The organism is Micromonospora sp. NPDC049679 (assembly GCF_040659735.1).
In the GTDB taxonomy this organism is placed as follows: Bacteria; Actinomycetota; Actinomycetes; order Mycobacteriales; family Micromonosporaceae; genus Micromonospora_I.
The window spans coordinates 75608-97410 of sequence record NZ_JBFANZ010000002.1; the positions used below are offsets into that span (position 1 = coordinate 75608).

At 70.6% G+C, this 21803-nt stretch carries 25 protein-coding genes; 12 read left to right on the plus strand and 13 right to left on the minus strand.

Annotation, left to right across the window (positions count from 1 at the left end; translation table 11 throughout):
• Positions 1–5: 5 nt before the first annotated feature.
• Complete coding sequence (locus AB0J06_RS02070) at positions 6–194, minus strand: DUF397 domain-containing protein (protein WP_357423617.1); 189 nt, start codon at positions 192–194, stop codon at positions 6–8.
• On the minus strand, positions 185–988 hold the full coding sequence (locus tag AB0J06_RS02075) for a helix-turn-helix transcriptional regulator (protein WP_357423619.1): 804 nt from the start codon (positions 986–988) through the stop codon (positions 185–187). Before AB0J06_RS02075 ends, AB0J06_RS02070 begins: the two co-directional genes overlap by 10 nt.
• A gap of 359 nt (positions 989–1347) precedes the next feature.
• On the opposite strand from AB0J06_RS02075, the gene AB0J06_RS02080 reads away from it, so the two are divergent.
• Positions 1348–1602 (plus strand): hypothetical protein, encoded by a 255-nt coding sequence (locus tag AB0J06_RS02080; RefSeq protein ID WP_357423621.1) that lies wholly within the window; start codon positions 1348–1350, stop codon positions 1600–1602.
• Between the two features lie 109 nt (positions 1603–1711).
• Here the strand turns inward: AB0J06_RS02080 and AB0J06_RS02085 are convergent, their stop codons facing one another.
• The gene (locus AB0J06_RS02085) at positions 1712–2005 is read right to left on the minus strand and encodes a helix-turn-helix transcriptional regulator (RefSeq protein ID WP_357423623.1); all 294 of its coding nucleotides are present in this window, start codon (positions 2003–2005) and stop codon (positions 1712–1714) included.
• A 196-nt stretch (positions 2006–2201) separates the two neighbouring features.
• Positions 2202–2645, minus strand: a complete 444-nt coding sequence (locus AB0J06_RS02090; protein ID WP_357423625.1) for an NUDIX domain-containing protein — start codon at positions 2643–2645, stop codon at positions 2202–2204.
• 199 nt (positions 2646–2844) lie between these two features.
• Here AB0J06_RS02090 and AB0J06_RS02095 point away from each other — a divergent pair, with 199 nt between their 5' ends.
• The gene (locus AB0J06_RS02095) at positions 2845–3057 is read left to right on the plus strand and encodes a hypothetical protein (protein WP_357423627.1); all 213 of its coding nucleotides are present in this window, start codon (positions 2845–2847) and stop codon (positions 3055–3057) included.
• Positions 3058–3061: 4 nt separating this feature from the next.
• Here the strand turns inward: AB0J06_RS02095 and AB0J06_RS02100 are convergent, their stop codons facing one another.
• On the minus strand, positions 3062–3679 hold the full coding sequence (locus tag AB0J06_RS02100) for a hypothetical protein (protein WP_357423629.1): 618 nt from the start codon (positions 3677–3679) through the stop codon (positions 3062–3064).
• Between the two features lie 248 nt (positions 3680–3927).
• Between AB0J06_RS02100 and AB0J06_RS02105 the strand changes: the two genes are divergently transcribed.
• The 3 genes from AB0J06_RS02105 to AB0J06_RS02115 are packed head-to-tail and all read left to right on the plus strand — an operon-like array spanning position 3928 to position 6385.
• Positions 3928–4776 (plus strand): ATP-binding cassette domain-containing protein, encoded by an 849-nt coding sequence (locus AB0J06_RS02105; RefSeq protein WP_357423631.1) that lies wholly within the window; start codon positions 3928–3930, stop codon positions 4774–4776.
• Positions 4777–4785: 9 nt separating this feature from the next.
• On the plus strand, positions 4786–5547 hold the full coding sequence (locus AB0J06_RS02110; protein WP_357423633.1) for an ABC transporter permease: 762 nt from the start codon (positions 4786–4788) through the stop codon (positions 5545–5547).
• 46 nt (positions 5548–5593) lie between these two features.
• The gene (locus AB0J06_RS02115; protein WP_357423635.1) at positions 5594–6385 is read left to right on the plus strand and encodes a MerR family transcriptional regulator; all 792 of its coding nucleotides are present in this window, start codon (positions 5594–5596) and stop codon (positions 6383–6385) included.
• Here AB0J06_RS02115 and AB0J06_RS02120 read toward each other — a convergent pair.
• The 4 genes from AB0J06_RS02120 to AB0J06_RS02135 form a co-directional block, all read right to left on the minus strand.
• Positions 6382–6774, minus strand: a complete 393-nt coding sequence (locus AB0J06_RS02120) for a DUF3263 domain-containing protein (protein ID WP_357423637.1) — start codon at positions 6772–6774, stop codon at positions 6382–6384. The two genes, AB0J06_RS02115 and AB0J06_RS02120, sit on opposite strands and share 4 nt — an antisense overlap.
• A gap of 126 nt (positions 6775–6900) precedes the next feature.
• Positions 6901–7917: an ABC transporter permease subunit gene (locus tag AB0J06_RS02125; RefSeq protein ID WP_357423639.1), complete on the minus strand. Its 1017-nt coding sequence runs from the start codon at positions 7915–7917 to the stop codon at positions 6901–6903.
• Positions 7914–8915 carry an ATP-binding cassette domain-containing protein gene (locus tag AB0J06_RS02130; RefSeq protein WP_357423641.1) on the minus strand — a complete coding sequence of 334 codons (1002 nt, stop codon included), beginning with the start codon at positions 8913–8915 and terminating at the stop codon, positions 7914–7916. Before AB0J06_RS02130 ends, AB0J06_RS02125 begins: the two co-directional genes overlap by 4 nt.
• A gap of 147 nt (positions 8916–9062) precedes the next feature.
• Positions 9063–9848 (minus strand): DeoR/GlpR family DNA-binding transcription regulator, encoded by a 786-nt coding sequence (locus tag AB0J06_RS02135; RefSeq protein ID WP_357423947.1) that lies wholly within the window; start codon positions 9846–9848, stop codon positions 9063–9065.
• A gap of 185 nt (positions 9849–10033) precedes the next feature.
• On the opposite strand from AB0J06_RS02135, the gene AB0J06_RS02140 reads away from it, so the two are divergent.
• The 4 genes from AB0J06_RS02140 to AB0J06_RS02155 are packed head-to-tail and all read left to right on the plus strand — an operon-like array spanning position 10034 to position 13959.
• The gene (locus tag AB0J06_RS02140; RefSeq protein ID WP_357423643.1) at positions 10034–10960 is read left to right on the plus strand and encodes a sugar isomerase; all 927 of its coding nucleotides are present in this window, start codon (positions 10034–10036) and stop codon (positions 10958–10960) included.
• Between the two features lie 22 nt (positions 10961–10982).
• Positions 10983–11903: an ROK family protein gene (locus AB0J06_RS02145; protein ID WP_357423645.1), complete on the plus strand. Its 921-nt coding sequence runs from the start codon at positions 10983–10985 to the stop codon at positions 11901–11903.
• Positions 11900–13015: an N-acetylglucosamine-6-phosphate deacetylase gene (gene nagA, locus AB0J06_RS02150; protein ID WP_357423647.1), complete on the plus strand. Its 1116-nt coding sequence runs from the start codon at positions 11900–11902 to the stop codon at positions 13013–13015. Before AB0J06_RS02145 ends, nagA begins: the two co-directional genes overlap by 4 nt.
• Positions 13012–13959 (plus strand): 1-phosphofructokinase family hexose kinase, encoded by a 948-nt coding sequence (locus AB0J06_RS02155; protein ID WP_357423649.1) that lies wholly within the window; start codon positions 13012–13014, stop codon positions 13957–13959. The genes nagA and AB0J06_RS02155 overlap by 4 nt, the downstream gene beginning before the upstream one ends.
• 6 nt (positions 13960–13965) lie before the next feature.
• On the opposite strand, the gene AB0J06_RS02160 is transcribed toward AB0J06_RS02155, so the two are convergent.
• From AB0J06_RS02160 to AB0J06_RS02170, 3 genes are all read right to left on the minus strand, one after another.
• Positions 13966–15240, minus strand: coding sequence for an APC family permease (locus AB0J06_RS02160; protein ID WP_357423651.1), 1275 nt, complete (start codon positions 15238–15240; stop codon positions 13966–13968).
• Between the two features lie 8 nt (positions 15241–15248).
• Complete coding sequence (locus AB0J06_RS02165; protein WP_357423654.1) at positions 15249–15977, minus strand: phosphatase PAP2 family protein; 729 nt, start codon at positions 15975–15977, stop codon at positions 15249–15251.
• Between the two features lie 288 nt (positions 15978–16265).
• Positions 16266–16811 carry a hypothetical protein gene (locus AB0J06_RS02170; RefSeq protein WP_357423656.1) on the minus strand — a complete coding sequence of 182 codons (546 nt, stop codon included), beginning with the start codon at positions 16809–16811 and terminating at the stop codon, positions 16266–16268.
• Positions 16812–16937: 126 nt separating this feature from the next.
• Here AB0J06_RS02170 and AB0J06_RS02175 point away from each other — a divergent pair, with 126 nt between their 5' ends.
• Positions 16938–18158, plus strand: coding sequence for a DUF4032 domain-containing protein (locus AB0J06_RS02175; RefSeq protein WP_357423949.1), 1221 nt, complete (start codon positions 16938–16940; stop codon positions 18156–18158).
• Between the two features lie 175 nt (positions 18159–18333).
• Entirely contained in the window at positions 18334–18918 is a 585-nt protein-coding gene (locus tag AB0J06_RS02180) for a hypothetical protein (RefSeq protein WP_357423658.1), read from the plus strand.
• A gap of 71 nt (positions 18919–18989) precedes the next feature.
• On the opposite strand, the gene AB0J06_RS02185 is transcribed toward AB0J06_RS02180, so the two are convergent.
• Positions 18990–20777: an NAD-binding protein gene (locus AB0J06_RS02185; protein WP_357423660.1), complete on the minus strand. Its 1788-nt coding sequence runs from the start codon at positions 20775–20777 to the stop codon at positions 18990–18992.
• 153 nt (positions 20778–20930) lie between these two features.
• On the opposite strand from AB0J06_RS02185, the gene AB0J06_RS02190 reads away from it, so the two are divergent.
• Positions 20931–21716: a hypothetical protein gene (locus tag AB0J06_RS02190; RefSeq protein ID WP_357423662.1), complete on the plus strand. Its 786-nt coding sequence runs from the start codon at positions 20931–20933 to the stop codon at positions 21714–21716.
• Positions 21717–21803: the final 87 nt, after the last annotated feature.

The window sequence follows — 21803 nt, forward strand, 5'->3', positions numbered from 1 at the left end:
TCCCGTCAGGAGCGCTTGACCGCCCGCACGAATGCCCGCCACGCGTCGCGCTCGAATATCAACGGCGATCCCGTCGGGTCCTTGCTGTCACGTACGCCGACGAGGCCCGGCAGGTTGTCGGCGACCTCCACGCAGTTGCCGCCGTTAGCGTTGCTGCGAGTGCTCTTGCGCCAGGTGACGCCGGTCAATTCCATCTCCCCGCCGCCTCCCGTATCAACTCCATGGACTGCTGGTGTGGCAGCGCTTCGCCGCGGACCGACTCCCAAGCCCGCTGGATCGTCGCGACATCCTCCACGCGATCGATCAGTTGCCCCTGAAGTTGGTCGTCCAGATAGGCGACATCATCCCCGTCCGGCGGCGTGGCGATCACGAAGGGACCGTTCAGCCCAACGTAGGCCCCGACGGCGCGCGGCACGATCTGGATTCGCACGCGCGGATGATCTGTGCAGACCTTGATGAGGTGGCAAAGCTGGTCCCGCATCACCTCGGCACCGCCGATCGGCTGGCGCAGCACGTGCTCGTCGATCACCGCGATGAAGTGAGGCGGGCGGTCTCGGAGCAGAACGTCCTGCCGCTCCAGCCGGACCGCCACCTGTTGCTCGACCTCGTCACCGATGAGCAGGGCGCCACCGCCGAGCAGGGTGCGGGCGTACGCCTCGATCTGCAACAGACCGGGCACCACTGACCACTCGTATGACCGCAGCGAGGTCGCCTCCTGCTCGATGGCCGCCCACTGGCGGAACCAGGGCTGAACCGGCCCATGGCCAAGCACCGCGTGGATCCGGACCAGCAACCCGCCGGTCTCCAACGCCTCGTCGCAGCGCTGCGCGAAGTCACGTCTGGGGCGGCGCTGGCCAAGCTCGATTTTCGCCACGAGAGACGACGAGTAGTTGATCACGTGGCTCAATGCGTCCTGCGACATGCCGGCGGCGGCGCGGGCCCGGCGTAACTCGTCGGCAAAGAGGTCGAGCGTCGTTTGCTGGCCCACGTACAGCTCCTTACACCAGGGCCGGGATCGTGGACACGAAACCGGGTCCACGCATCGACCCTTATGAGCGTAGTGCCGTCCTCACCAGACTGTGAACCAGCGGAACCGCTCGGAGTGCGCCCCCGAGCCCCGGGCGGGACCGCAGGGGCCGCCCACACGGTTGGTGCGGCAAGCCCCACCGGGCGGCCCCTCTCCACAATCTTCGAAAGGCGGCGGGTGATGTGGTGGAGCTGGCAGCAGAAGGCGCCGACCATCCCGTTCGCCCCGCGTCATCGGCGCGACTGGCGACGATGGGGACGCCGCTGCGTCTGCGGCCTGCGATGGCCGTGCCCCGACCGCCTCAGCGAGCCGACTCAGCGGTGGCCGACCAACGGCGGGCACTGGTGAGCGCGCCGCCGGTGGCCGTCGGCGACGTGATCCGGATTTCCGAGGCGGACTACTGCTACGGCCGGGGCGAGCTGCACCTGCGGGTGACGCACGTGCCGGCCGGAGCCGACCTGCCCGGCCTGGAATGGATCAACCTGCTCGGGGTGGAGCTCCGCTGGGACGGCACGGACGGGCGGCACCGACAGGCCCTCATCCGGGTCGCCGCGCTGCGCGTCCCGCGCCCGTAGCCCGGCGCCGGCACGAGCCGGCGATGTCAGGGAACCTGCTGCGTCCGCGGCTGCGGAGACAGCAGATTCGGCGACATTGCGGTCCGACGGACGACGCGGACGACGCCGGTCACCGGATCGGGGTCCGGAACTGTATCGCCAGGTCGGCGTCGAGCGCCCGGGCCAACTGCTTGAGCATGAGGAGGGTCGGCATGGTGCTGCCGGCCTCGAAGCGGGCCACCTCCGACGGCGTCATGCCCGCCGTCTGCGCGAGCTGCGCCTGACTCCAGGCCCGAGTCTCGCGCAGGTCGCGTACCGCCTGACCGAGTTCGGCCGCGAGCCGCGCCGCGTCGTAGGCGTCCGCAACGCCCGGCTCCGCCGTTCGGGTGTCACTCAGTCCCGCCCACTCGGCACGGTCACTCATACCGCCGATTCTTCTCCTGTGCCCCCGTCATTTCTCGCCGTCCGCGATTCCCGTCGCGTCGCCCGCGCTCGGCGATCAAGGAGTTTGCGGTCGATCAAGGACGTATTCACACGATTGGAGATCAGTACGTGTGAATACGTCCTTGATCGACGGGGAGGGGGCGGGAGGGGGCGGGAGGCCGGGGCGGGGCCGGGCGTCAGGCGTGGTGCAGGAGGCGTACGCCGTCATGGGACCGGACCGTGGGCGTCCGCTCGTCGGTGAGCGCGTCGAGGATGCGGGCGGCGAAGACCGCGTCCATTCCCGCCTCAACCTGGCCGACCGTCCACCATTCGACGGCCACCGACTCCTCGGTCGGCGTGGGCGCCCCACCGACGAGCCGGGCCCGGAAGACCAGCGCGAGCACGCCGAGCGTCATGTTCTGGTAGACCCCGGTCAGCCGTTCCGGCTCGATCTCGACCCCGGTCTCCTCGCGCACCTCGCGCCGCACCCCGTCGGCGACGAATTCGTCGGCGCCGAGGATCCCGCCCGGCAGTTGCCACGCGCCGGTGTCGCGTCGCTGGATCACCAGCACCCGACCTTCGCCCTCGACGTCGTCGACGACGACCGCGGCGACACTGACGGAATAGGTCGGCTGGGTCATCGCTGCTCCCTGATGGGTCCTGAAAACCCCGACCCGCACCGACTCTACGGCCCGGCACGGCACCCTCGCCCCTTCTCCGGCAAGCCCGAGACCGGCCACGATTACCGACGGTAGCGTGGGTGCAGGTTGGTCTGCGGCGAGCAGGGTGGGGACGGCACTGGAGGGCCGACGCCACCACCACGAGACGGGGGATCGACAGATGCTGCAAATGCTGCACGAGAAGGGCCTGCGGGCAGAGCACTGCTATGCGGCGGGGATCGCGAGCATCGGCGCTGCTTTCGTGAGCTGGATGCTCTCGCAGAGGATGGAGTCAAACGGGATCGCCCGTGCCGACCGCTGGGGCATCTTCATCGGCGAGTGGGCGCCCACGTTCATCGCGCTCGGCAACGGGCTCCGGACGTACGAGAAATGACGCTCTAGGCGAGCAGCAGGTATGTCGGTGCGGCGACGAGCATCCCGCCGAGCGCGCCCGTGATCACCTGCGCGGTCGTGTGATCGCGCAACTCGACGCGGGACCACGCGACGAGGACGGCCAACAGGAACGCGACGAACAGCGGCGCGCCGAAGACGATCACCAGTACGGTGGCGGAGCCGGTGGCTACGGCCGCGTGCGCGCTCAGCTTCCAGCCCTGGTTGACGATCCCGACCACCAGCACGACACCGAGCATCACGGCGACCATCGCGACGAGTGGGCGGGGCGCGCCGAGGAGCCGGAGCACCACCAGCCCACCGACGACGGAGACGACAGCCAGGGCCATCGGCCGGCGGCGCTGCTCACGTACCCCGATGTGGTGGTCGGTCAGCTGACCGCGACGCACGCCGAGCCAGATGATCGCGTAGGGGATCGCCGAGCAGAAGAGGATCGCCAAAGCTCCCCAACCAACACCCGTGATCCAGTCCCCGGTCGCGTGTACCGCGATGACGAGCGGCATCAACGCGGCGAGCACGGCGGGCGCGAGCACCTCGGTCACCAGCCGGGCGAGCTGGTTCGCCCGCGTGCGGCCCACCGGCTCCAGGGCTGCGCGCGTCGTCATGCCCGGCATCCTGCCATCGACGAGCATCGGCGGTACCACCGAGGAGCGCGGCTAGATGAGTAATTCCAAGGGATAGACACCGGTTGGTGATCAGTCGGCGTGGCCGGCGTGCACAGCCATTCCGCGCACCACTGCGTAGTCAGCCACTCCCGTCGGGCGGCGGGCCGTAGCTTCCGTTTGACTGCACGAATCGAATCTGCCCTGCGGGCTTGACCATGACCCTGCGTCAACCCTCCATGCTGGCTGTCATGCGCATCCCTCCAACAACCAATCAGGTCCAGGGGCCTGCGATCCATGTGCAGGGCCTGGAGAAGTCGTACAAGGAGCTGCGTGTGCTGCGCGGCGTGGACCTCGACGTGGCGCGGGGCAGCATCTTCGCCCTGCTCGGCTCGAACGGGGCGGGCAAGACCACCCTGGTGAAGATCCTGTGCACGCTGCTCAGGGCGGACACAGGGACTGCCCGAGTCAACGGCTTCGATGTCACGACACAGGCCGCCGACGTACGCGAGTCCATCAGTCTCACCGGGCAGTTCGCGGCGGTCGACGAGATCCTCAGCGGGCGGGAGAACCTCGTCCTGGTCGCCAGGCTGAGGCACCTCAAGGACCCGGGCGCGATCGCGGATGACCTACTGAGGCGCTTCTCGTTGACCGAGGCGGGCACCCGGAGGGTAGCGACGTACTCCGGTGGCATGCGCCGCCGCCTGGACATCGCGATGAGTCTCATCGGGAATCCGCCGGTCATCTTCCTCGACGAGCCGACGGCCGGGCTGGACCCGGAGGCGCGCATCGAGGTATGGCAGGCCGTCAAGGAGCTCGCCGAGGGCGGCACGACGGTACTGCTCACCACGCAGTATCTGGAGGAGGCCGAGCAGCTCGCCGACCGGATCGCGATCCTCCACCAGGGTCGGATCATCGTCAACGGCACCCTTACCGAACTCAAACAGCTGCTGCCGCCCGCCAAGGTCGAGTACGTCGAGAAGCAGCCCTCCCTCGAAGACGTCTTCTTCGCGGTCGTCGGGGACGCCGGCAAAGACGACAAGCACGGCGACGCCGACGAGGGCAGCCAGGACCGCAAGACCTGGTCGAACAAGAAGTAAGGAACAGCTATGGCCACGCACTTCTTCGGCGACACCGCCGTCCTCACCGGACGGACCGTGCGCCACGTCACGCGCAGCCTCGACACCATCATCACGACCGCGATCATGCCGATCGCCATGATGTTGATGTTCGTCTACGTGTTCGGCGGCGCGATCGACACCGGTCCGATCCAGTACATCGACTACATGCTGCCCGGCATCCTGCTCATCACTATCGCGTCGGGCATCTCCTACACCGCATTCCGGCTCTTCACCGACATGCAGGGCGGGATCTTCGAGCGGTTCCAGTCCATGCCGATCGCCCGGTCGGGCGTGCTGTGGGCGCACGTGCTGACCTCGCTGGTCGCAAATGTGATCTCGCTCGTGGTCGTCGTCGGCGTCGCCCTGCTCATGGGCTTCCGCTCGGGCGCTGGAGTGCTGGCCTGGCTCGCGGTCGCCGGCATCCTCATCCTGTTCACCCTGGCGCTGACCTGGATCGCTGTGATCCCCGGCCTGACCGCGAAGTCCGTGGACGGCGCGAGCGCGTTCTCCTACCCGCTCATCTTCCTGCCGTTCATCAGCTCGGCCTTCGTGCCCACCGGCACCATGCCCGGCCCGGTGCGCGCCTTCGCCGAACACCAGCCGGTGACCTCCATCGTCAACACGATCCGCGACCTGCTCACACAGCAACCGGTCGGCACCGACATCTGGACCGCCCTCGCCTGGTGCGTCGGCATCCTCATCGTTGCCTACATCTTCGCCACCATCTCCTACCGTCGCAGGATCTCCTGAGCCGGCGTCGACCGGATCTGGGCGAGTTGAGGGCAGGATCTACAGCATGCTGACGATCGGTCAACTGGCGGCGTATGCCGGCGTCACGGTGCGGGCGGTGCGGCACTATCACCAGGTCGGACTACTGCCCGAGCCGGAGCGGGATGCTTCGGGTTACCGGCGGTATGGCCCAAAGGCAGTCGTGTCCCTCATCAAGATCCGCACCCTCGCCAACGCTGGCGTGCCGCTCTCCCGGATCGGTCAGATGCTCGAAGCCGACGCACCGACCTTTGCCGAAGCGGTCCACAGGATCGACAGCCACCTGCGCGACGAGATCGAACGGCTGGAGACCAGCCGCAAGCAGATCGCGCAGCTCACTGCCGGCGACAGTCTGGCGCTCCCACCGGAGGTGATCTCCTATCTCGATCGGCTTCGGGAGATCGGGGCGTCAGAGCGGATGGTGGGGGGTGAACGGGACGGGTGGATCCTGGTTGCGGCTCGCTCGCCCGATCGCATCCGCGAGTTTATGCCCGGGAAACTCGCGCAGCTCGATGACCCGCAAGTCGTCCGGCTCTATCGGGTGCTGTCGGAGATCTTCGAAAGCGACGCAGGCGACGACGACCCGCGTCTGGAGGAAGCCGCCGACATCATGGCTTGCCTGGCCGAGCAGGCATACACCTCCGGCGAGATCAACCTCGGCGAGGAGGCTTACGACGATCTACCGCATGACCTTCTGGACGCACTTGCCGTCGAGTCCGACCCGCGGACGCAGCGGCTGCAGGATCTGATGCGCAAGCGTGGCTGGGCCGGTTGGAACCGGATGGAGCGGCTGGCGGAACCGCCCGACGGCTACAACTAGCGGCGGCGTCCCCGCGCGCGGGTGGAACGCAGCCGCCGCAACCGACCGACGAGCACCGGGTCGGCGACGAGGGCGGCGGGATTGTCGAGCAACCCGTTGAGGATCTGGTAGTAACGCGTCGCGGAGAGGTCGAAGGCGTCCCGGATCGCCTGTTCCTTGGCGCCGGCGTGCTTCCACCATTTGCGTTCGAACGCCAGAATCTGCTGCTCACGCTCGGTCAGCGCGGCCTCGACCGGCGCCGCCGGCTCTGGTGTCTCCCACGGCGGCGCGTCGTGCAGCGCACCGATCTCGTCGAGCGTCGAGCTGAGCTCCGGCTCGGGAATGTCGCTCGACGGCTCGTCGTCGAAGCCGTTGTCGGCGGCCGGAGCGTCGGCGGCGGGGGGCTTCATGGCGCTCCTCGGACATCGAATAGCACGAACGTACGAATGCGTTCCAGGGTATCCGCCATCCATGACATCCGCACCAGACAGCGGGGGCGGGACCCGAAGGCCCCGTCCCAGCTGCCCAAACTACCGTCAGGCGACGTCCCGGCGGCGCATCATCCACATCGCCGCGCCGAGGGTCAGCACCACGGCGACGGCAAGGAGGGTTCCGCCGTCCTGCCAGACGACCTCCATCGTCTGCGGCTTGCACTCTCCGCTGAAGGATGCCTGGCAGGACTCCCAGTCCTCCAGGATGACCTTTTTCTGCATCCACGCGAGCAGGTAGGTCGGGAGCAGCCACGCCTCCACGAACTTCACCCCCGCCATCCTGAGAACGATGCCGAGGCCGAACTGCCCGACGACCATGATGCCGAGCGCGCCACCCAACGCGAGCGCGGTGTGCCGGCCCAGGGAGGCGAGCGCGAAGCCGACGATCCCGGCGACGACCACCACGGCAATGCCCCGCAGCCCGGTCAGCGCGAATGACTCCCACACGCCCGCGGTGGTCTTCGCGGTGGTGCCCCGCAGGTTGCCGATGGCCCAGAACGCGGCGGCCCATAAGCCGCCCGAGACCACCGCGAGGGCGAGGAGCCCAGTGAGCAGCGCGCCGAGCTTGGTCAGCAGGACCTTCAAGCGCTGCGGGCGCCACAGCAGCAGGTTCATCATTCCGCCGCTGTTCCACTCGGCGCCGATGAACGACGCGCCGACCGCGAACGCGACGAGCGCGAGGATCGCCGCCCACGCGGTGATCATCGGTTCGAACTGCTCGCGGAAGTCGAAGGTCGACGGCAGGAACCACCTGGCCTCGAAGGCCTCGCGCGGTGGGGGCATCATCTCCGCGCAGTCCGGCGGGTAGCGCTTGTCGTCGGTCCTGCCGGCCGCCTTGTCCTTCTCGCACTGCTGCTTTTCCTGCGTCGCCCACTGGACGCTCTGCTGGTATTCCTGCTCGGCGCGGCGCTCGGCGGCGGCGACCTGCGCCGGGCCGATCTTGTGGTTGGTCACGAAGGTGCCGACCGCCACGGCGACGAGCACCAACAGCCCGACCAGCGCCATGTAGCGCACGAAGCGGCGCTTGAGCAGCCGCCGGAACTCGGCCTTGAACAGGCTCATACTCCCCACCCTCCCTGCGCGGGCGTCGCGTCGCCGACCGCGACGGACTGATCGACCTGACGGTGCTGCCCGGGGACCGGGGCGGTGCCGGTCAGTTCCAGGAAGACGCTCTCCAGGTCCACGGTGACCGGTGCCAGCTCACTGACGTAGAGGTCGCGTTCGGCGAGCGTGCGGGTGACCCAGGCCGGCTTGTCGACGGAGCTGACCAGGAGATGATCGTCGTGAGTGGTCACCTGGGCTCCGGCACGGGTCAGCGCCTCGGCCGCGATCGGCAGATCGGTGACGGCCTCCAGGCGGACCCGTACGCCACCGCCGGCGTGCTGGGCGAGGACCTCGGCGACGGGACCGGCCGCGACCCGACGCCCCAGGGAGATGATCGTGACCGAGTCGCAGATCAGCTGGATCTCACCGAGGATGTGGCTGGAGAGCACCACGGTCATCCCGGACTCGGCGAGGTTCCGCATCAGCGTGCGCATCTCGCGGATGCCGCCCGGGTCGAGGCCGTTGGCCGGCTCGTCGAGGATGAGCAGCTTGGGGTTCTTGAGCAGCGCCGACGCCACGGCGAGCCGCTGCTTCATGCCCAGCGAGTAGGTCTTGACCCGCTCCTTGGCCCGGTCGTGCAGGCCGACCAGCTCCAGCACCTCCATCACCCGCGTCTGCGGCACCCGGCCGGCGTCGGCGAGGAGCGAGAGGGTGTCCGTGGCGGTGAAGTTCGGGAAGAACTGCGGGCTCTCCACGATCGCCCCGACGTGCCCGGCGACGGTCGGCAGGGCGGCCGGCACTTCCTGGCCGAGGATCGCCATCCGGCCGCCGTTGGGCTTGATCAGACCGAGCAGCGTACGGAGGGTGGTCGTCTTGCCCGAACCGTTCGGCCCGAGGAAGCCGTGCACCTGACCCGCCTCGACGAGCATGTCGAAACCGTCGAGGGCCTGACGCACCCCACGTCGCCGACTCTTGTACGTCTTTCTGAGACCTTCTATCTCCAGTACTGCAGCCAAATCCGGCCTCCCCGTGCATGGGATGTGTCGATGAATGACACGCGACACCATACGCGGTATGCATTGCCTGTGGAGTCCGATGCCACGCACCCGCACAAGAACTTCATGATCTTGCCGCTCTGGCAGGGTTATGTCCGGAAAGTGAGATCAGGCGACGATCACGGTGAGGCCGGCCGCCCGGAACGACTCCACAATGGCGGGATCGGCGCCCGAGTCCGTCACCAGCGTCTCCACCCGCTCGATCGGGCAGATCCGGGCGAAGGCGTGCCCGCCGAGCTTGGACGAGTCCGCGATGATGACGACCCGCTTCGCCCGCGCCACCATGAGGGCGTTCATCGACGCCTCGCCCTCGTGGTGGGCCGCCGCGCCCAGGTGCGCGTCGATCGCGTCCACCCCGAGCAGCGCCACATCCAAGGTGACCTCGCGGAGCAGCGCGCCACCGAGCGGACCGACGAGCTCGAACGACTGTGGACGCACGACGCCGCCGGCGACCACGACCTTCATTCGGGAACGGACCAGCAGCTCGTTGGCGATGTTGAGCGCGTTGGTCACCACGGTCAACTGCGCGCCGTCGGCGCTGGTGTTGAGGTCGGCGCGGACCGCGAGCGCCCGCGCCACCTCGGTCGTGGTCGTGCCGCCGTTCAGCCCGACCACCATCCCGGGCGCGACGAGCGCGGCGGCGGCCGTGCCGATGCGCTGCTTCTCCGCCGAGTGCTTGGCGGTCTTGTACCGCAGCGGAAGGTCGTAGGAGACGCCGTTGGCGACCGCGCCGCCGCGGGTACGCGTGATCATCTGTTGCTGCGCGAGCTGGTCGAAGTCCCGGCGGATGGTCGCCTGCGAGACGTCGAGCCGGGCAGCCGCATCCTCCACACTGACCCGGCCACTGTCGGTCAGAAGCTCCAGGAGCGCGTTCCAGCGGGCGTACCGGTCCACCGCGGCCTCCATGCGCAGACGGTGAGTGATTTCGTGCACAGTAGTGCGCGAAACTCCGGCACGCAAAACTGACCCTTGCGCAATATGTCACGTGCTTGCCACGACCTCGTCGGTTCGCGCACAATAACGCTCGAAATAGCCCGTAATTGAGCTTGATTGCGCACCCTAGCCGCCCGGGGAGTGTCATGGCCTACGTCGACGCGGAAATCACCAGCCAACCGGAGTGCTGGCGTCGCGCGGCCGAACTCGCCACCACCTCGGCCCCGGCGCTGCCGCGCCCCGGCGAGCGCGTCGCGGTGGTCGGTTGCGGCACGTCGTGGTTCATGGCGATGGCCTACGCGGGGCTGCGCGAGCGCGCCGGCCAGGGCGAGACCGACGCGTTCCAGGCGTCCGAGTTTCCCGCCGGCCGTCGCTACGACCGGATCATCGCCATCACCCGGTCGGGCACCACCACCGAGGTACTCGACCTGCTCACCGCCGCGCACGACCAGTCGACCACCGTGATCGTCGGCGATCCCGGCTCGCCCGCCGTCGGACTCGCCACGGACAGCGTGCTGATGCCCTTCGCCGACGAGCGCTCCGTGGTGCAGACCCGCTTCGCCACCACCGCCCTCGCCCTGCTCCGCGCCGGCCTCGGCGAGGATCTCTCCGCCGCGGCCGCCGACGCCGAGGTGGCCGTGCGAGCTCCGCTGCCGGTCGCCCCGGACCGGATCGAGCAGGCCACCTTCCTGGGTCGCGGATGGACCGTCGGGCTCGCCCAGGAGGCCGCGCTCAAGTGCCGCGAGGCGGCCACCTTCTGGGCCGAGGCGTACCCGGCGATGGACTACCGGCACGGGCCCATCGCCATCGCCGGACCCGGACGTCTCGTGTGGGCCTTCGGCGAGATTCCGGAGGGACTCGCCGACGATGTCGAGGCGACCGGCGCGGCGCTCGTGCACAACCGCTCCAGCTGCGTCTACGCGACGCTCGACCGCTGGGCCGCCGGCCGTAAGCCGCTCGACCCGATGGCCGACCTGATCCTGGCCCAGCGCTTCGCCGTCGCCCTCGCCACCACCCGGGGTCTCGACCCCGACGCCCCCCGCCACCTCACCCGGTCGGTCGTCCTCGCGTGAGCGGACACGGCACAGTGGCGGCATGAGCGGATCAGTTGTCGTCGCCCTCGACGTCGGCGGCACCGGTATCAAGTGCGGCCTCGTGCACCCCGACGGCCGGACGTACCACGCGGAACGGCACCCGACGCGGGCCGAACGCGGTCCGGACGCGGTCACCGAGACCATCCTCGACCTCGCCGAAGGCCTGGCCGGACGGGCCCGCGCAGACGGCCTCACCCCGCTCGCCGTCGGCGTGGCGGTCCCCGGCGTCATCGACGAGGCCGCCGGGGTGGCGGTCTGGTCGGCGAACGTCGGCTTCCGCGACGTACCGCTGCGTGACCTTGCGACGGCGCGTCTCGGCCTGCCCGCGGCGCTCGGCCACGACGTGCGGGTGGCCGGCATCGCGGAGGCGCGGCTGGGCGCCGGGCGGCGCAGCCGGCACGTGCTCTTCGTCGCCATCGGCACCGGCATCGCGGCCGCGCACATCGTCGACGGGGTGGCCCTCGCCGGCGCGCACGGCGCGGCCGGGGAGCTCGGCCACATCGTCGTACGGCCCACCGGGCCACGCTGCGGTTGCGGTCAGTACGGATGCCTGGAGGCGGTGGCGTCGGCGGCCGCGGTCGGGCGGCGCTATGCGGAGCTGACCGGAACACCCGCGACCGCCGCGGAGGTGGCCACCGCGGCCGCCGCCGGCGATCCGCTCGGTGTCCAGGTCTGGCAGGAGACCGTGGAGGCGCTCGCCGACGGACTCCTCACCGGGCAGGCGCTCTTCGACCCCGAGGTGGTCGTGCTCGGCGGCGGCCTGGCCGAGGCGGGCAAGGCGCTGCTCGCGCCGCTGCGCCGCGCGCTGCACGACCGGGTCACCTTCCACCGCGAGCCGCAGCTGACCCGCGCGGCGCTCGGCGACGAGGCCGGCTGCCTCGGCGCCGCCCTGCTCGCCCTCGACACGCTGGAGGCACGGTGAAGGTCGGCGGCCGGGTGGTCACCCCGCGCGGGGTGCTCGACGAGGGGTACGTCGAGTTCGACGGCGAGACGATCACCGCGGTCGGCGAAGGAGCCGTGCCGGAGCGGGTTCCCGACGGGCACTGGATCGTCCCCGGCTTCGTCGACATCCACACCCACGGCGGCGGCGGGCACACGTTCACCACGGGGGACGCCGAGTCGGCGCGGGGCGCCGCCGCTTTCCACCTGGCCCATGGCACCACCACGCTGCTGGCGAGCCTGGTCAGCTCCCCGTTCGCGCTGATGCGACAGGCCACCGCCGCCTTCGCCCCGCTGGTGCGGGAGAGGATCTTCGCCGGCATCCACTTCGAGGGCCCCTACCTGTCGGCCGCGCGGTGCGGTGCGCAGAACCCGGAACACCTGCGCGACCCGTCGGTCGACGAGCTGACCACGCTGATCGAGCTCGGCGACGGCGCGGTGCGGATGGTCACCATCGCGCCGGAGCGGCCCGGGGCGCTCACCGCCATCGAGTTCCTCACCACCCACGGCGTGGTCGCCGCGGTCGGGCACACCGACGCCACGTACGACCAGACGCTCGCCGCGGTCACCGCCGGCGCGAGCGTCGGCACGCATGTCTTCAACGGCATGCGCCCGCCGCACCACCGCGAGCCCGGCCCGGTCTTCGCGCTGCTCGGCGCGGCCGGTGTGGTCTGCGAGCTGGTCGCCGACGGCGTGCACCTACATCGCGGCACGATCGCCTTCGCCGCCTCGGTCACCGGACCCGACCGGGCCGCGCTGATCACCGACGCGATGGCCGCGGCGGGCATGGGCGATGGCGAGTACGAGCTGGGCGGGCAGGCCGTGGTCGTCGCCGACGGGGTGGCCCGGCTGGCCCGCGACGGGTCGATCGCGGGCAGCACGCTGACGATGGACGCCGCGCTGCGGCAGGCGATCAGCGCGGGCGTATCCATGGTGGATGCCTGCCGGATGGCCTCGACGACGCCGGCCCGGGCCATCGGGCTCGGCGACTCCGTCGGCGCCCTCGTCGCCGGACGCCGCGCCGACCTGGTCCACCTCGACGACGAGCTACGCGTGATCCGGGTGATGCGCGGCGGCACCTGGCAGGACGTGTGATCCTCACCGTCACGCTCAACGCCGCGCTCGACGTCACCTACGGCGTCGACGTGTTGCGGCCGGGCACCACCCACCGGGTTAGCACCGTCGTCGAACGCGCGGGCGGAAAGGGCGTCAACGTCGCGCGTCTCCTGCACGCGCTCGGCGAGCCGGTCATGGCCACCGGACTGGCCGGCGGCGCGACCGGGGCCCGCATCCGGGACCTGCTCGCCGCGGCCGGCGTGCCGGAGGCGTTCACGTCGATCGACGGCGAGTCCCGTCGTACGGTCGTGGTCGCCTCCGACGACGGAGAGCCGACCGGTTTCTGGGAACCCGGACCCCGCGTCGCCGCACCGGAATGGAGCGCGTTCCTGGAGCGCTATCGCGGACTGCTCGCCGATGCCGACGTCGTCGCGCTCTGCGGCTCGCTGCCGCCCGGCGTGCCGGACGACGGCTACGCCACCCTGATCGGGCTCGCCCGGTCAGCCGGTGTGGCGACCATTCTCGACGCCGACGGTGGACCCGCCTACCTGGGGATCCGAGCCCGGCCGGATGTGGTGAAGCCGAACGCGCGCGAGCTGTCGACGCTGCACAGCATCATCCTCCGCCGCCGGGTCCAGATCGGCGGCGTGAGCGAAGCGCGCGAGGCGGCAGCCGCCGTCCGCCACCTCGGCGCGCAGACCGTCGTGGCCTCGCTCGGCGCCGCCGGCCTGCTGGCCGACACCGGCGATCTCGTCCTGCACGCCGCGCCTCCCGAAGTCGTCACGGGAAACCCGACCGGCGCGGGCGACGCGTGCGTGGCGGCGCTGGCGCGGGGCCTGCGCAGCGGCCGGCCGTGGCCGGAGCGACTACGCGACGCGGTGGCGCTCTCCGCCGCAGCGGTCGCCGCAGCGGTCGCCGGCGAGCTGTCGCCGATCGACTACGAGCGGCTGCACGCCTCCGTATCCGTCACCGAGTTGCCCTGACGCCGCTCACCGTTTCGCGGTGCGAGCGGTCGGCTTTCCGCGCGGGAGCAGCCGGCGGGCGCCGAACCATACAGCGCCGACGGCGAGCACGGCGAAGCCGGCCAGCACACTCGCCAGCGGCAGACTCACCGCCAGCAGTACACATCCGAGCAGGCCGAGCGCGGCCAACAGCCGCACCGGCAGCCGGCGGGCCGGGTCCGCCCCGAGGGTCAGCGCCGCCGCGTTCGTGATCGCGTAATAGACGAGGACCGTACAACTGGAGAAGCCGATGGCATCGCGTAGATCGCCGAAGCCGACCAGGACGACCACCACGGCGGCCACCACCAACTCGGCGCGGTGCGGCACCCGGCGCCGCGGATGCACCGCGGCGAGGACCCCGGGCAGGTCGCGCCGGCGCGCCATGGCGAGCACCGTCCGTCCCACGCCGGCGATGAGCGCCAGCAGAACGCCGGTGACCGCCACCGCCGCCCCGGCCCGCACCACCCACGACAACGCGGGCAGCCCGGCGGCGCCGACCACGTCGGCGAGCGGGGCGGCGGAGGAGGCGAGCCGGTCGGCGCCGAGCACGCCGAGGGTGACCACCGCCAGCACGGCATAGATCAGTACGACCAGCCCGAGCGCGAGCGGCACCGCGCGCGGGATGGTGCGCTCCGGATCCCGTACCTCCTCGCCCAGCGTGGCGATCCGCGCGTACCCGGCGAAGGCGAAGAAGAGCAGCCCGGCGGCGCTCAGGACGCCCTGCGGCGCGGTCCCGGCGAGGCCACCCAGTCGGGACAGTGCGAACGGACCGGCGGCGAGCCCCACGGCGGCGACCCCGGCGAGCACCACGAGCGTGATCGCGACGAGCCAGCGGGTCGCGCGCGCGGTGCGGTGGACGCCGAGCAGGTTGACGGCGGTGATCGCGACGACGGCCAAAATCGCTACCGGACGCGCGTGACCGGGCCGGAGATAGGCGCCGATGGCGAGAGCCATCGCCGCGCAACTCGCCGTCTTGCCGACCACGAACCCCCAGCCGGCGAGGAAACCGGCGAGGTCGCCGAGGCGCTCACGACCGTAGACGTAGGTCCCGCCCGACTCGGGATAGCGGGCCGCGAGCCGGGCGGAGCTGGTCGCGTTGCAGAAGGCGACGAAGCCGGCGACGGCGACCGCGAGGAGCAGGCCCGGCCCGCCGCCCGCGGCCGCCGCCGGGGCGAAGGCGACGAAGACGCCCGCGCCGAGCATCGATCCGAGACCGATGACGACGGCGTCGGATACGCCGAGCCGTCGGGCCAGTCTGGACATGCCGGCGCCTAGGTGAAGACGCCGGGACGATCGGCGCCGCGCGGTAGCGGCGGCAGCGGGACGTCGTCCCAGGGCACGCGGGCGAGCAACCGGTCGAGAAGGAGCCCCAGCAACAGCCCGGCGACCGAGTCGGTGAGCCAGTGGAAGTTGAGGTAGACCGTCGAGGCGAAGACGATCACCGGCGGCGTCACCCGCAGCCAGCGCCGGGTCGCCGGGGCGAGCCAGGGCGCGAGAAGCAGCGCGAGTACGCCGTACCAGACGAGGGTGTTAACCAGATGGCCCGACGGATAGGACTGCGAGTACTCGCCGAACGGCAGGTCATTGAAGATCTCGACCCGATCGGGGAGCTTCGAGTTGGGGGCCGCCCGCTCAGTCCAGATCTTGAGCGGCAGGATGGCGAACCCGGTGGCCAGAAAGGCAGCGATCACCGGCAGGATCGGCCGGATCGACTGCCGACGGACCGCCAGGGAAACCGCGATCAACGCGCAGATCGTGGTGAGCGAACCACCGCTGCCGAGCCAGTTGAGCCCTCGCCCGATCGCGTAGGCGACATCCGGGCGGTGCGCATCGGCCCACTCCCGCACGGCGTTGTCCACGTCATAGAAAAGTCCGTTGGCGAGCGCGACGGTCAGGGCGACGAACCCGGCGAGCAGCAGCCCGTCGAACCACCAACCGGACGGACGGATCGGTCGGGGCGTGAGCCGGGATTGCCGACGGGGGGCCGTGGTCTCCTGCACGCCCACACGCTACCGGCCCGCCCCGCCAGGACCGTTGATCGAGGGGTGGGCAGCGGATCTGGCGGGAATCGACGCTGCCCATCCCTTGATCGACGTGCTAGAGGAAGGTCCTGATCCGGTTGCGAATGAGATCCATCCGGACGCCCGAGTTGGGACAGCCGCCGAAGTGGTGCAGCGCGATGACCCCGGTTCGTCACCCGGGACATGACGGGCGAGCCGGATGAGCCGGCCTGCGTGTCGCACTGGTACGAGACGTCCGACTGTGCCACGTAGCCGTCGTAGGCGGGATTACCGACCGCGCAGGTGCCGTTCGCATCCCGGTCGCTGCGCATCGCGATGACCATCGGGTCGCCGCCGGGGTGCTGCGGGATGTAGAGCTCCTCGCCCTTCGCCGGCCGCGCCGCCGATCGGACCGCTGTCCATGCGGTGCACCTCCGCGCCGCTCGGGTCAGCCACCGTCGGGTAGTCGCCGGGGAGCAGGAGCAGCCGGTTGAAGTGCAGCTTCACGTAGCGCGACCCGGGGTAGCGGAAGGTCGCGGAGTGCTCTGCGCCGGAGTAGCCGAGTGCCCGGTCGACCTGCTCGAGCGTCCCGATCGGAAGGTGACCGGGCGGTCCCGTCCGGGACCGGGGCGCGGGGAGCGCTTCGGTACGTGAGGTCGACGGGGCCGCCGGTCGTACCGGGGGCTCGGCTGTGGTGCGCACGGACGCCGCCGCCTCGGGGGTGAGCGCCGGGGCCGGGTCGGGTCGGGCCGTCGGGTGCGTCGTCGCCCCGGCGACCCCGGCCAGTGCCACGGCCGCGCACGCGCCGACGACCACTGCCAGCGCTCGTCGCATACCTGTTTCCCCTGCATGTCGTCGATGCGGCATTTCAATGACTAAAACCACCAGATGCCACATTTAGGTCATCTCGTCACTGTGTAACGAGCCACGGTGAGGAGCGATTCGCCCATGCGGTCCGTCATGCTTGGTCTCGTGCGCATCACCTCGGCCCTCGTCGACCCGGCGCTGCTCGACCTGCCCTGGTCGACACCGCTGGAACAGTGGCCTGCCGATCACCTGGTGGCGCTCCCCCAGGGCATCTCCCGGCACGTCGTGCGGTTCGTCCGGCTCGGCGGCACCGTCTACGCGGTGAAGGAGACCGGCGAGCGGGTCGCCGAACGGGAGTACGACCTGCTGCGCGCACTGGAACGGATCGACTTCCCCTCCGTCCAGGCGGTCGCGATCGTCGCCGACCGTGCCGACGACGACGGCAAGCCCCTCGATCCGGTCCTGATCACCCGACACCTGCAGTTCTCGCTGCCCTACCGGGCGCTCTTCTCGCACACCCTGCGCCCGGAGACGATGACCCGACTGCTGGACGCGCTCGCCGCGCTGATCGTCCGGATGCACCTCACCGGCTTCTTCTGGGGCGACTGCTCCCTGTCAAACACCCTGTTCCGCCGCGACGCCGGCGCGTTCGCCGCCTACCTGGTCGACGCGGAGACCGGCGCCCTGCGCAGCCGGCTCTCCAACGGCCAACGCGGCGAGGACCTGGAGATCGCCCGGATCAACATCTTCGGTGAGGCGCTCGACCTGCAGGCCGCCGGGCTGCTGCACGAGTCGATCGACCCCGAGACGGTCTGCGAAGAGGTCGCGCAGCGGTACAAGCGGCTGTGGCACGAGATCACCTACGAGCAGCAGATCGAGCGGGACGCCCGGCACGACATCGAGGGGCGCATCCGCCGCCTCAACGAACTCGGCTTCGACGTCGCCGAGGTCGCCATGTCCGTCGTCGACCGCGGGGCCTACCTCGTACGGCCCAAGGTGGTCGACGCCGGCTACCACAGCCGCCGGCTACTCCGCCTGACCGGCCTCGACGCCGAGGAGAACCAGGCCCGGCGGCTCCTCAACGACCTGGACACGCACCGCGCCGAGAGCGACCTCACCGACGAGCAGCAGGCCGCGCACCGCTGGCTGACCGAGGTCTTCGAACCCGTCGTACGGGCGGTGCCCGCGCACCTGCGCCGCAAGCTGGAGCCGGCGGAGCTGTTCGCTCAGGTCATCGAGCACCGCTGGCGCCTGTCCGAGGCTGCCGGACGGGACGTCGGCCTCGCCCCCGCCGTGCAGTCCTTCCTCGCCGACATCCTCGTGCACCGCCCCGACGAACAGGCCGTCCTCGGCGTCGAAGTCCCGACCACCTGACACCCCCGCGCTCACCGTCCAGCCAGGTGCGACACCACCTAGTTTGTGGCACGGGCAGCGCGGACTCTTCGGTGGCATCCGGCTACACGACCAACGCAGGTTTCACTCCCGGCACCCGGTGCGGTGAGATCATCGCGAAGGACGGCGGGACACAGCCGTCCAGTCAGGAGAGCACATGGGTTGCTTCGCAGAAGCGTCGCGCTGGCTTCGGCTCGCACACCGCAAAGGGCTGATCGGTGTCGGCTTCGTTGTGCTGATCCTTGCCGCCGTGGCGGTGTTCGTGGTGCAGCGCAACCCCCTGTCCTGCACGCCGCCGGCCGACCAGCGCGCTCTGCTCACCGCATACGAGGCAGAGTCCGTACTGAAAATTGCGCCACCGAACTCGAAGTTCGTCGAGAAGGAGTCGCGGGCGAAAGACTGCCTTCCGTCAAGTGGCATCAGGGAAGACGCTCCCCCTCCCCATCCGGCGTTCGTCAGTCGCACATATGACGCTGCCCAATCCATGACGGTTCGCGGCATGTTCGACCACTACGGCCCGCCCGCGCAGGCGGCCGGGTGGGCTCTGATCGACACCTCGCAGTTAAGAAACGATGGAGGGAACTACATCAGGTTCTGCAAGAACGTCGCAGGCACGGTGACCCGCTTCACGGTCCAAACGTGGGGATCGAACCCGGTAAAGATCAGCGCCAGCGTGTTCGCCCCGTTCGACGCCGGGCCCGCCTGCCCCCCGCCAATCGCTGCGCCTACCGCAGGAACGTGACGGCAACAGTCGCGCTGGTTGCGCCCGGGTGGCCGGAACCTCGCGATCACCCGCAGCGCGGCTTCACGACCTCACGCGGACGCGCCACCCGGCACGCCCTTGTCCGGGCCGACCGGCCCGGCCGGTGGCATTGTCAGCACGCTCGCCTGTTTGACCAGCCAACTCAGCCCGGCACGGCGGGCCACCACGGTCACCCGGTCCCGCGCGCCGAGCCGCTCTCCCGCCGCCGGGCTCCACTGTGGCCGTGATCCGCCGTCGCGCGCCAGCGCGATCACCCGTACCCCCTGGGACTGACTCAGCGCGGTGAGCTGCTGGCCGTCGAGCGGCGATCCCGCGGCGACCGTGACCTCGGCGACCAGCAGCACGTGCCGGTCCACCGGAATCGTGGCGATCACGTCGCGGTCCATCATCGCGGCGGCGAAGGCCGGCGCGGCGAGGTAGGAGACGCTGCGCGAGATACCGATGTTGAAGGCCTTCTGGATGCGCTCGGCGAAGTCGCCGTCGAAGAGGCGCAGCACGACGCGCAGGTCGTGCTTCACCAGACGGCCGTTGAGCGCCGCCTGCAGGTTGGTCACGTCGTCGGTGGAGACCACCACGAGCGCCTGACAGGTGGCGACGGAGGCGGCGCGCAGCGTCTCCTCCTGCGCGCCGTCACCGACGATGAGCGGGATGCCGAGCCGGCGGGCCACGTCCGCGCCGCGCGCGTCCGGATCCTTGTCGATGGCCACGACCTCGACGCCGAGGTCGTGCAGCTGCCACATCACCCGCGTGCCCACGTTGCCGAGGCCGAGGACGACGACATGGTCGGTGCGGGGAGTTCGCAGCCGACCCGCGTTGATCGCCAGCCGGGCGTTGACGATCCCCTCCACGACGACCGCGGTGATCAGCGGCACCAGCGCCAGGCCGGCGACGGTCAGCACGACCTGCATGATCTGCACGCCGGGACGCTCGCCGAGGTCGACGTCGGACCCGGTGACGGCGGTGAGCAGGGTGAGGTAGAGCGCCTGCCACAGATTGAGGTGCGCGGCCCGGGAGAGCAGGATGCCGGAGATCGCCACGATGAGGAGCACGCCGATCGTCGCGATACCGATCTTCCGGCTGACGAACACCCGTAACGCGCGCAGCAGCGCGAAGGCGGGGCGTCGTCGCCGGCGCGCCCGGACCAGTCGTCGGGCGGCGATGACGGTCCCGGCGGGCTCACCGGTCGCTTCGGCCAGCACCACGTCGGCCTGGTCCTGATCGGCGGGGAGCACCCGCGGATGGGTGCGCTCGCGGGTGTCGGCGAGGCCGCAGATCACGTGCTCCGGGCGTACATCGGCACGGCGCGCGACGTGCAGCGTCCGCCCACCGTGCCGGAAGTGGGTCGGCGTCACCTCGCCGAGCGCGGCGGCGACGAAGGCGGGGGCGGCCATCGACGCGTCGGAGAGCACCTGGCAGTCGGCGAACAACCGCTTCACCCCGTTGCCGAGGCTGGTGTTGAACATCCGCATGACCACCCGCACGTCCGGCTCGACCTCCTGCGCGCAGAGCGCGGCATGGATGTTGCCGACGTCGTCCTGGTGCATCAGCGCCAGCCCGCGCGCCCCGGCGAGCCCGGCGAGCCGCAGCGTCGCCTCGTCGATTCGGGCGGCACGGATGACGCGGATACCCCGGACCGTACGGATGTCGGGCCCATCGGCCCGCCGCTGCGGCGGGACGATCACGGTGACCCGGCCTCCGGCGGCGATCAGCTCATTGACCAGGTAGAAGGCGAGCGCGTCCTGGCCGCAGACGACGTAGTGCGGGCGCACGTCGCCGTTGGGGCGCAGTCGCGACTCCATGGCACGCCGCGCGCGGTCGCGCCAGGGGTCCGCAACCATGCCCGGATCGTAGTCAGCCCGATCAGCCGGCCGCTGCCCGCGATCATGCATTCGGGGGAGCCCAGCAACCGTTTGGAGGATGGCTCGTTGGGTCTTTTGGCGAACTAGACACCCAATGTTCGGTGTATCCGTTCACACCTGATTGGACCTGCTATGACCAACTGGCTCCACCGCGCAGTCGGCACGATCGGTGTCGCGGGTGGCTTTCTGCTGCTCGCCGGCGGCGCCGCGCAGGCGCAGGACGCGCACCCCCTGCCGGTGAGCGACCCTCAGGAGCTGCGCGGGACGCTGGACGACTTCCTCACGCCGACCGGCGGCAGCGACCTCGGGCTCACCCAGCTCACCGCGGTCGAGCCGCTCGACGCGACCACCCGGGACCTCATCGACCCGGCGGCGCTGGGTGACCGTCTGCTTCCCGACCCGGCCGGCGTGGTGAACCCTGACTCCCGGGCACCCGTCGCCCCGCCCCTGGGTGGCCTGCCCGCGCTCCCCGACACGTCCGCCGTGACCGACCTGCTCGGTGGCGCACCCACCGGCGCGATCACCGATCTGCTCGGCGGCGCGCCCCTGGCGGCGCCGGTTCCGCTGGCGACCGGCGGTGCGGGTCCAGTTGACGCCGCCAGCCCGATCGACGGCGTCGCGGCACTCGCCTCCGGCACCGCGCTCGACCAGCTCGCGCCCGCGCCGGCCAACCTGGTGCCCGCGCTGATCGGCGACGCGATGACCGCGCAGCACCCGCAGCTGTTCAGCGCCACCGGCGGCCACCTCCCGACCCCCCACGACACGGTCCCGCGGCACGGCGTCGTCGCCGAGCGCCCCGTGGCCGACCAGGAGCTCGGAGCGACGCTGCCGGCGGCGTCGCTCCTGAATGACTTGGTCGACCAGTTCCGCGATGCCGGCTCGCCGGGCGGTTCGCCCCTGAGCCAGCTGGCCAGCTGAGCCTGACCGTGGGGTTCCAGGGCCCCTTCCTTCCGCGAAAAGCGGCAGGAAGGGGCCCTTGTCGTCGCGCCGGCACAGGCAGACTGG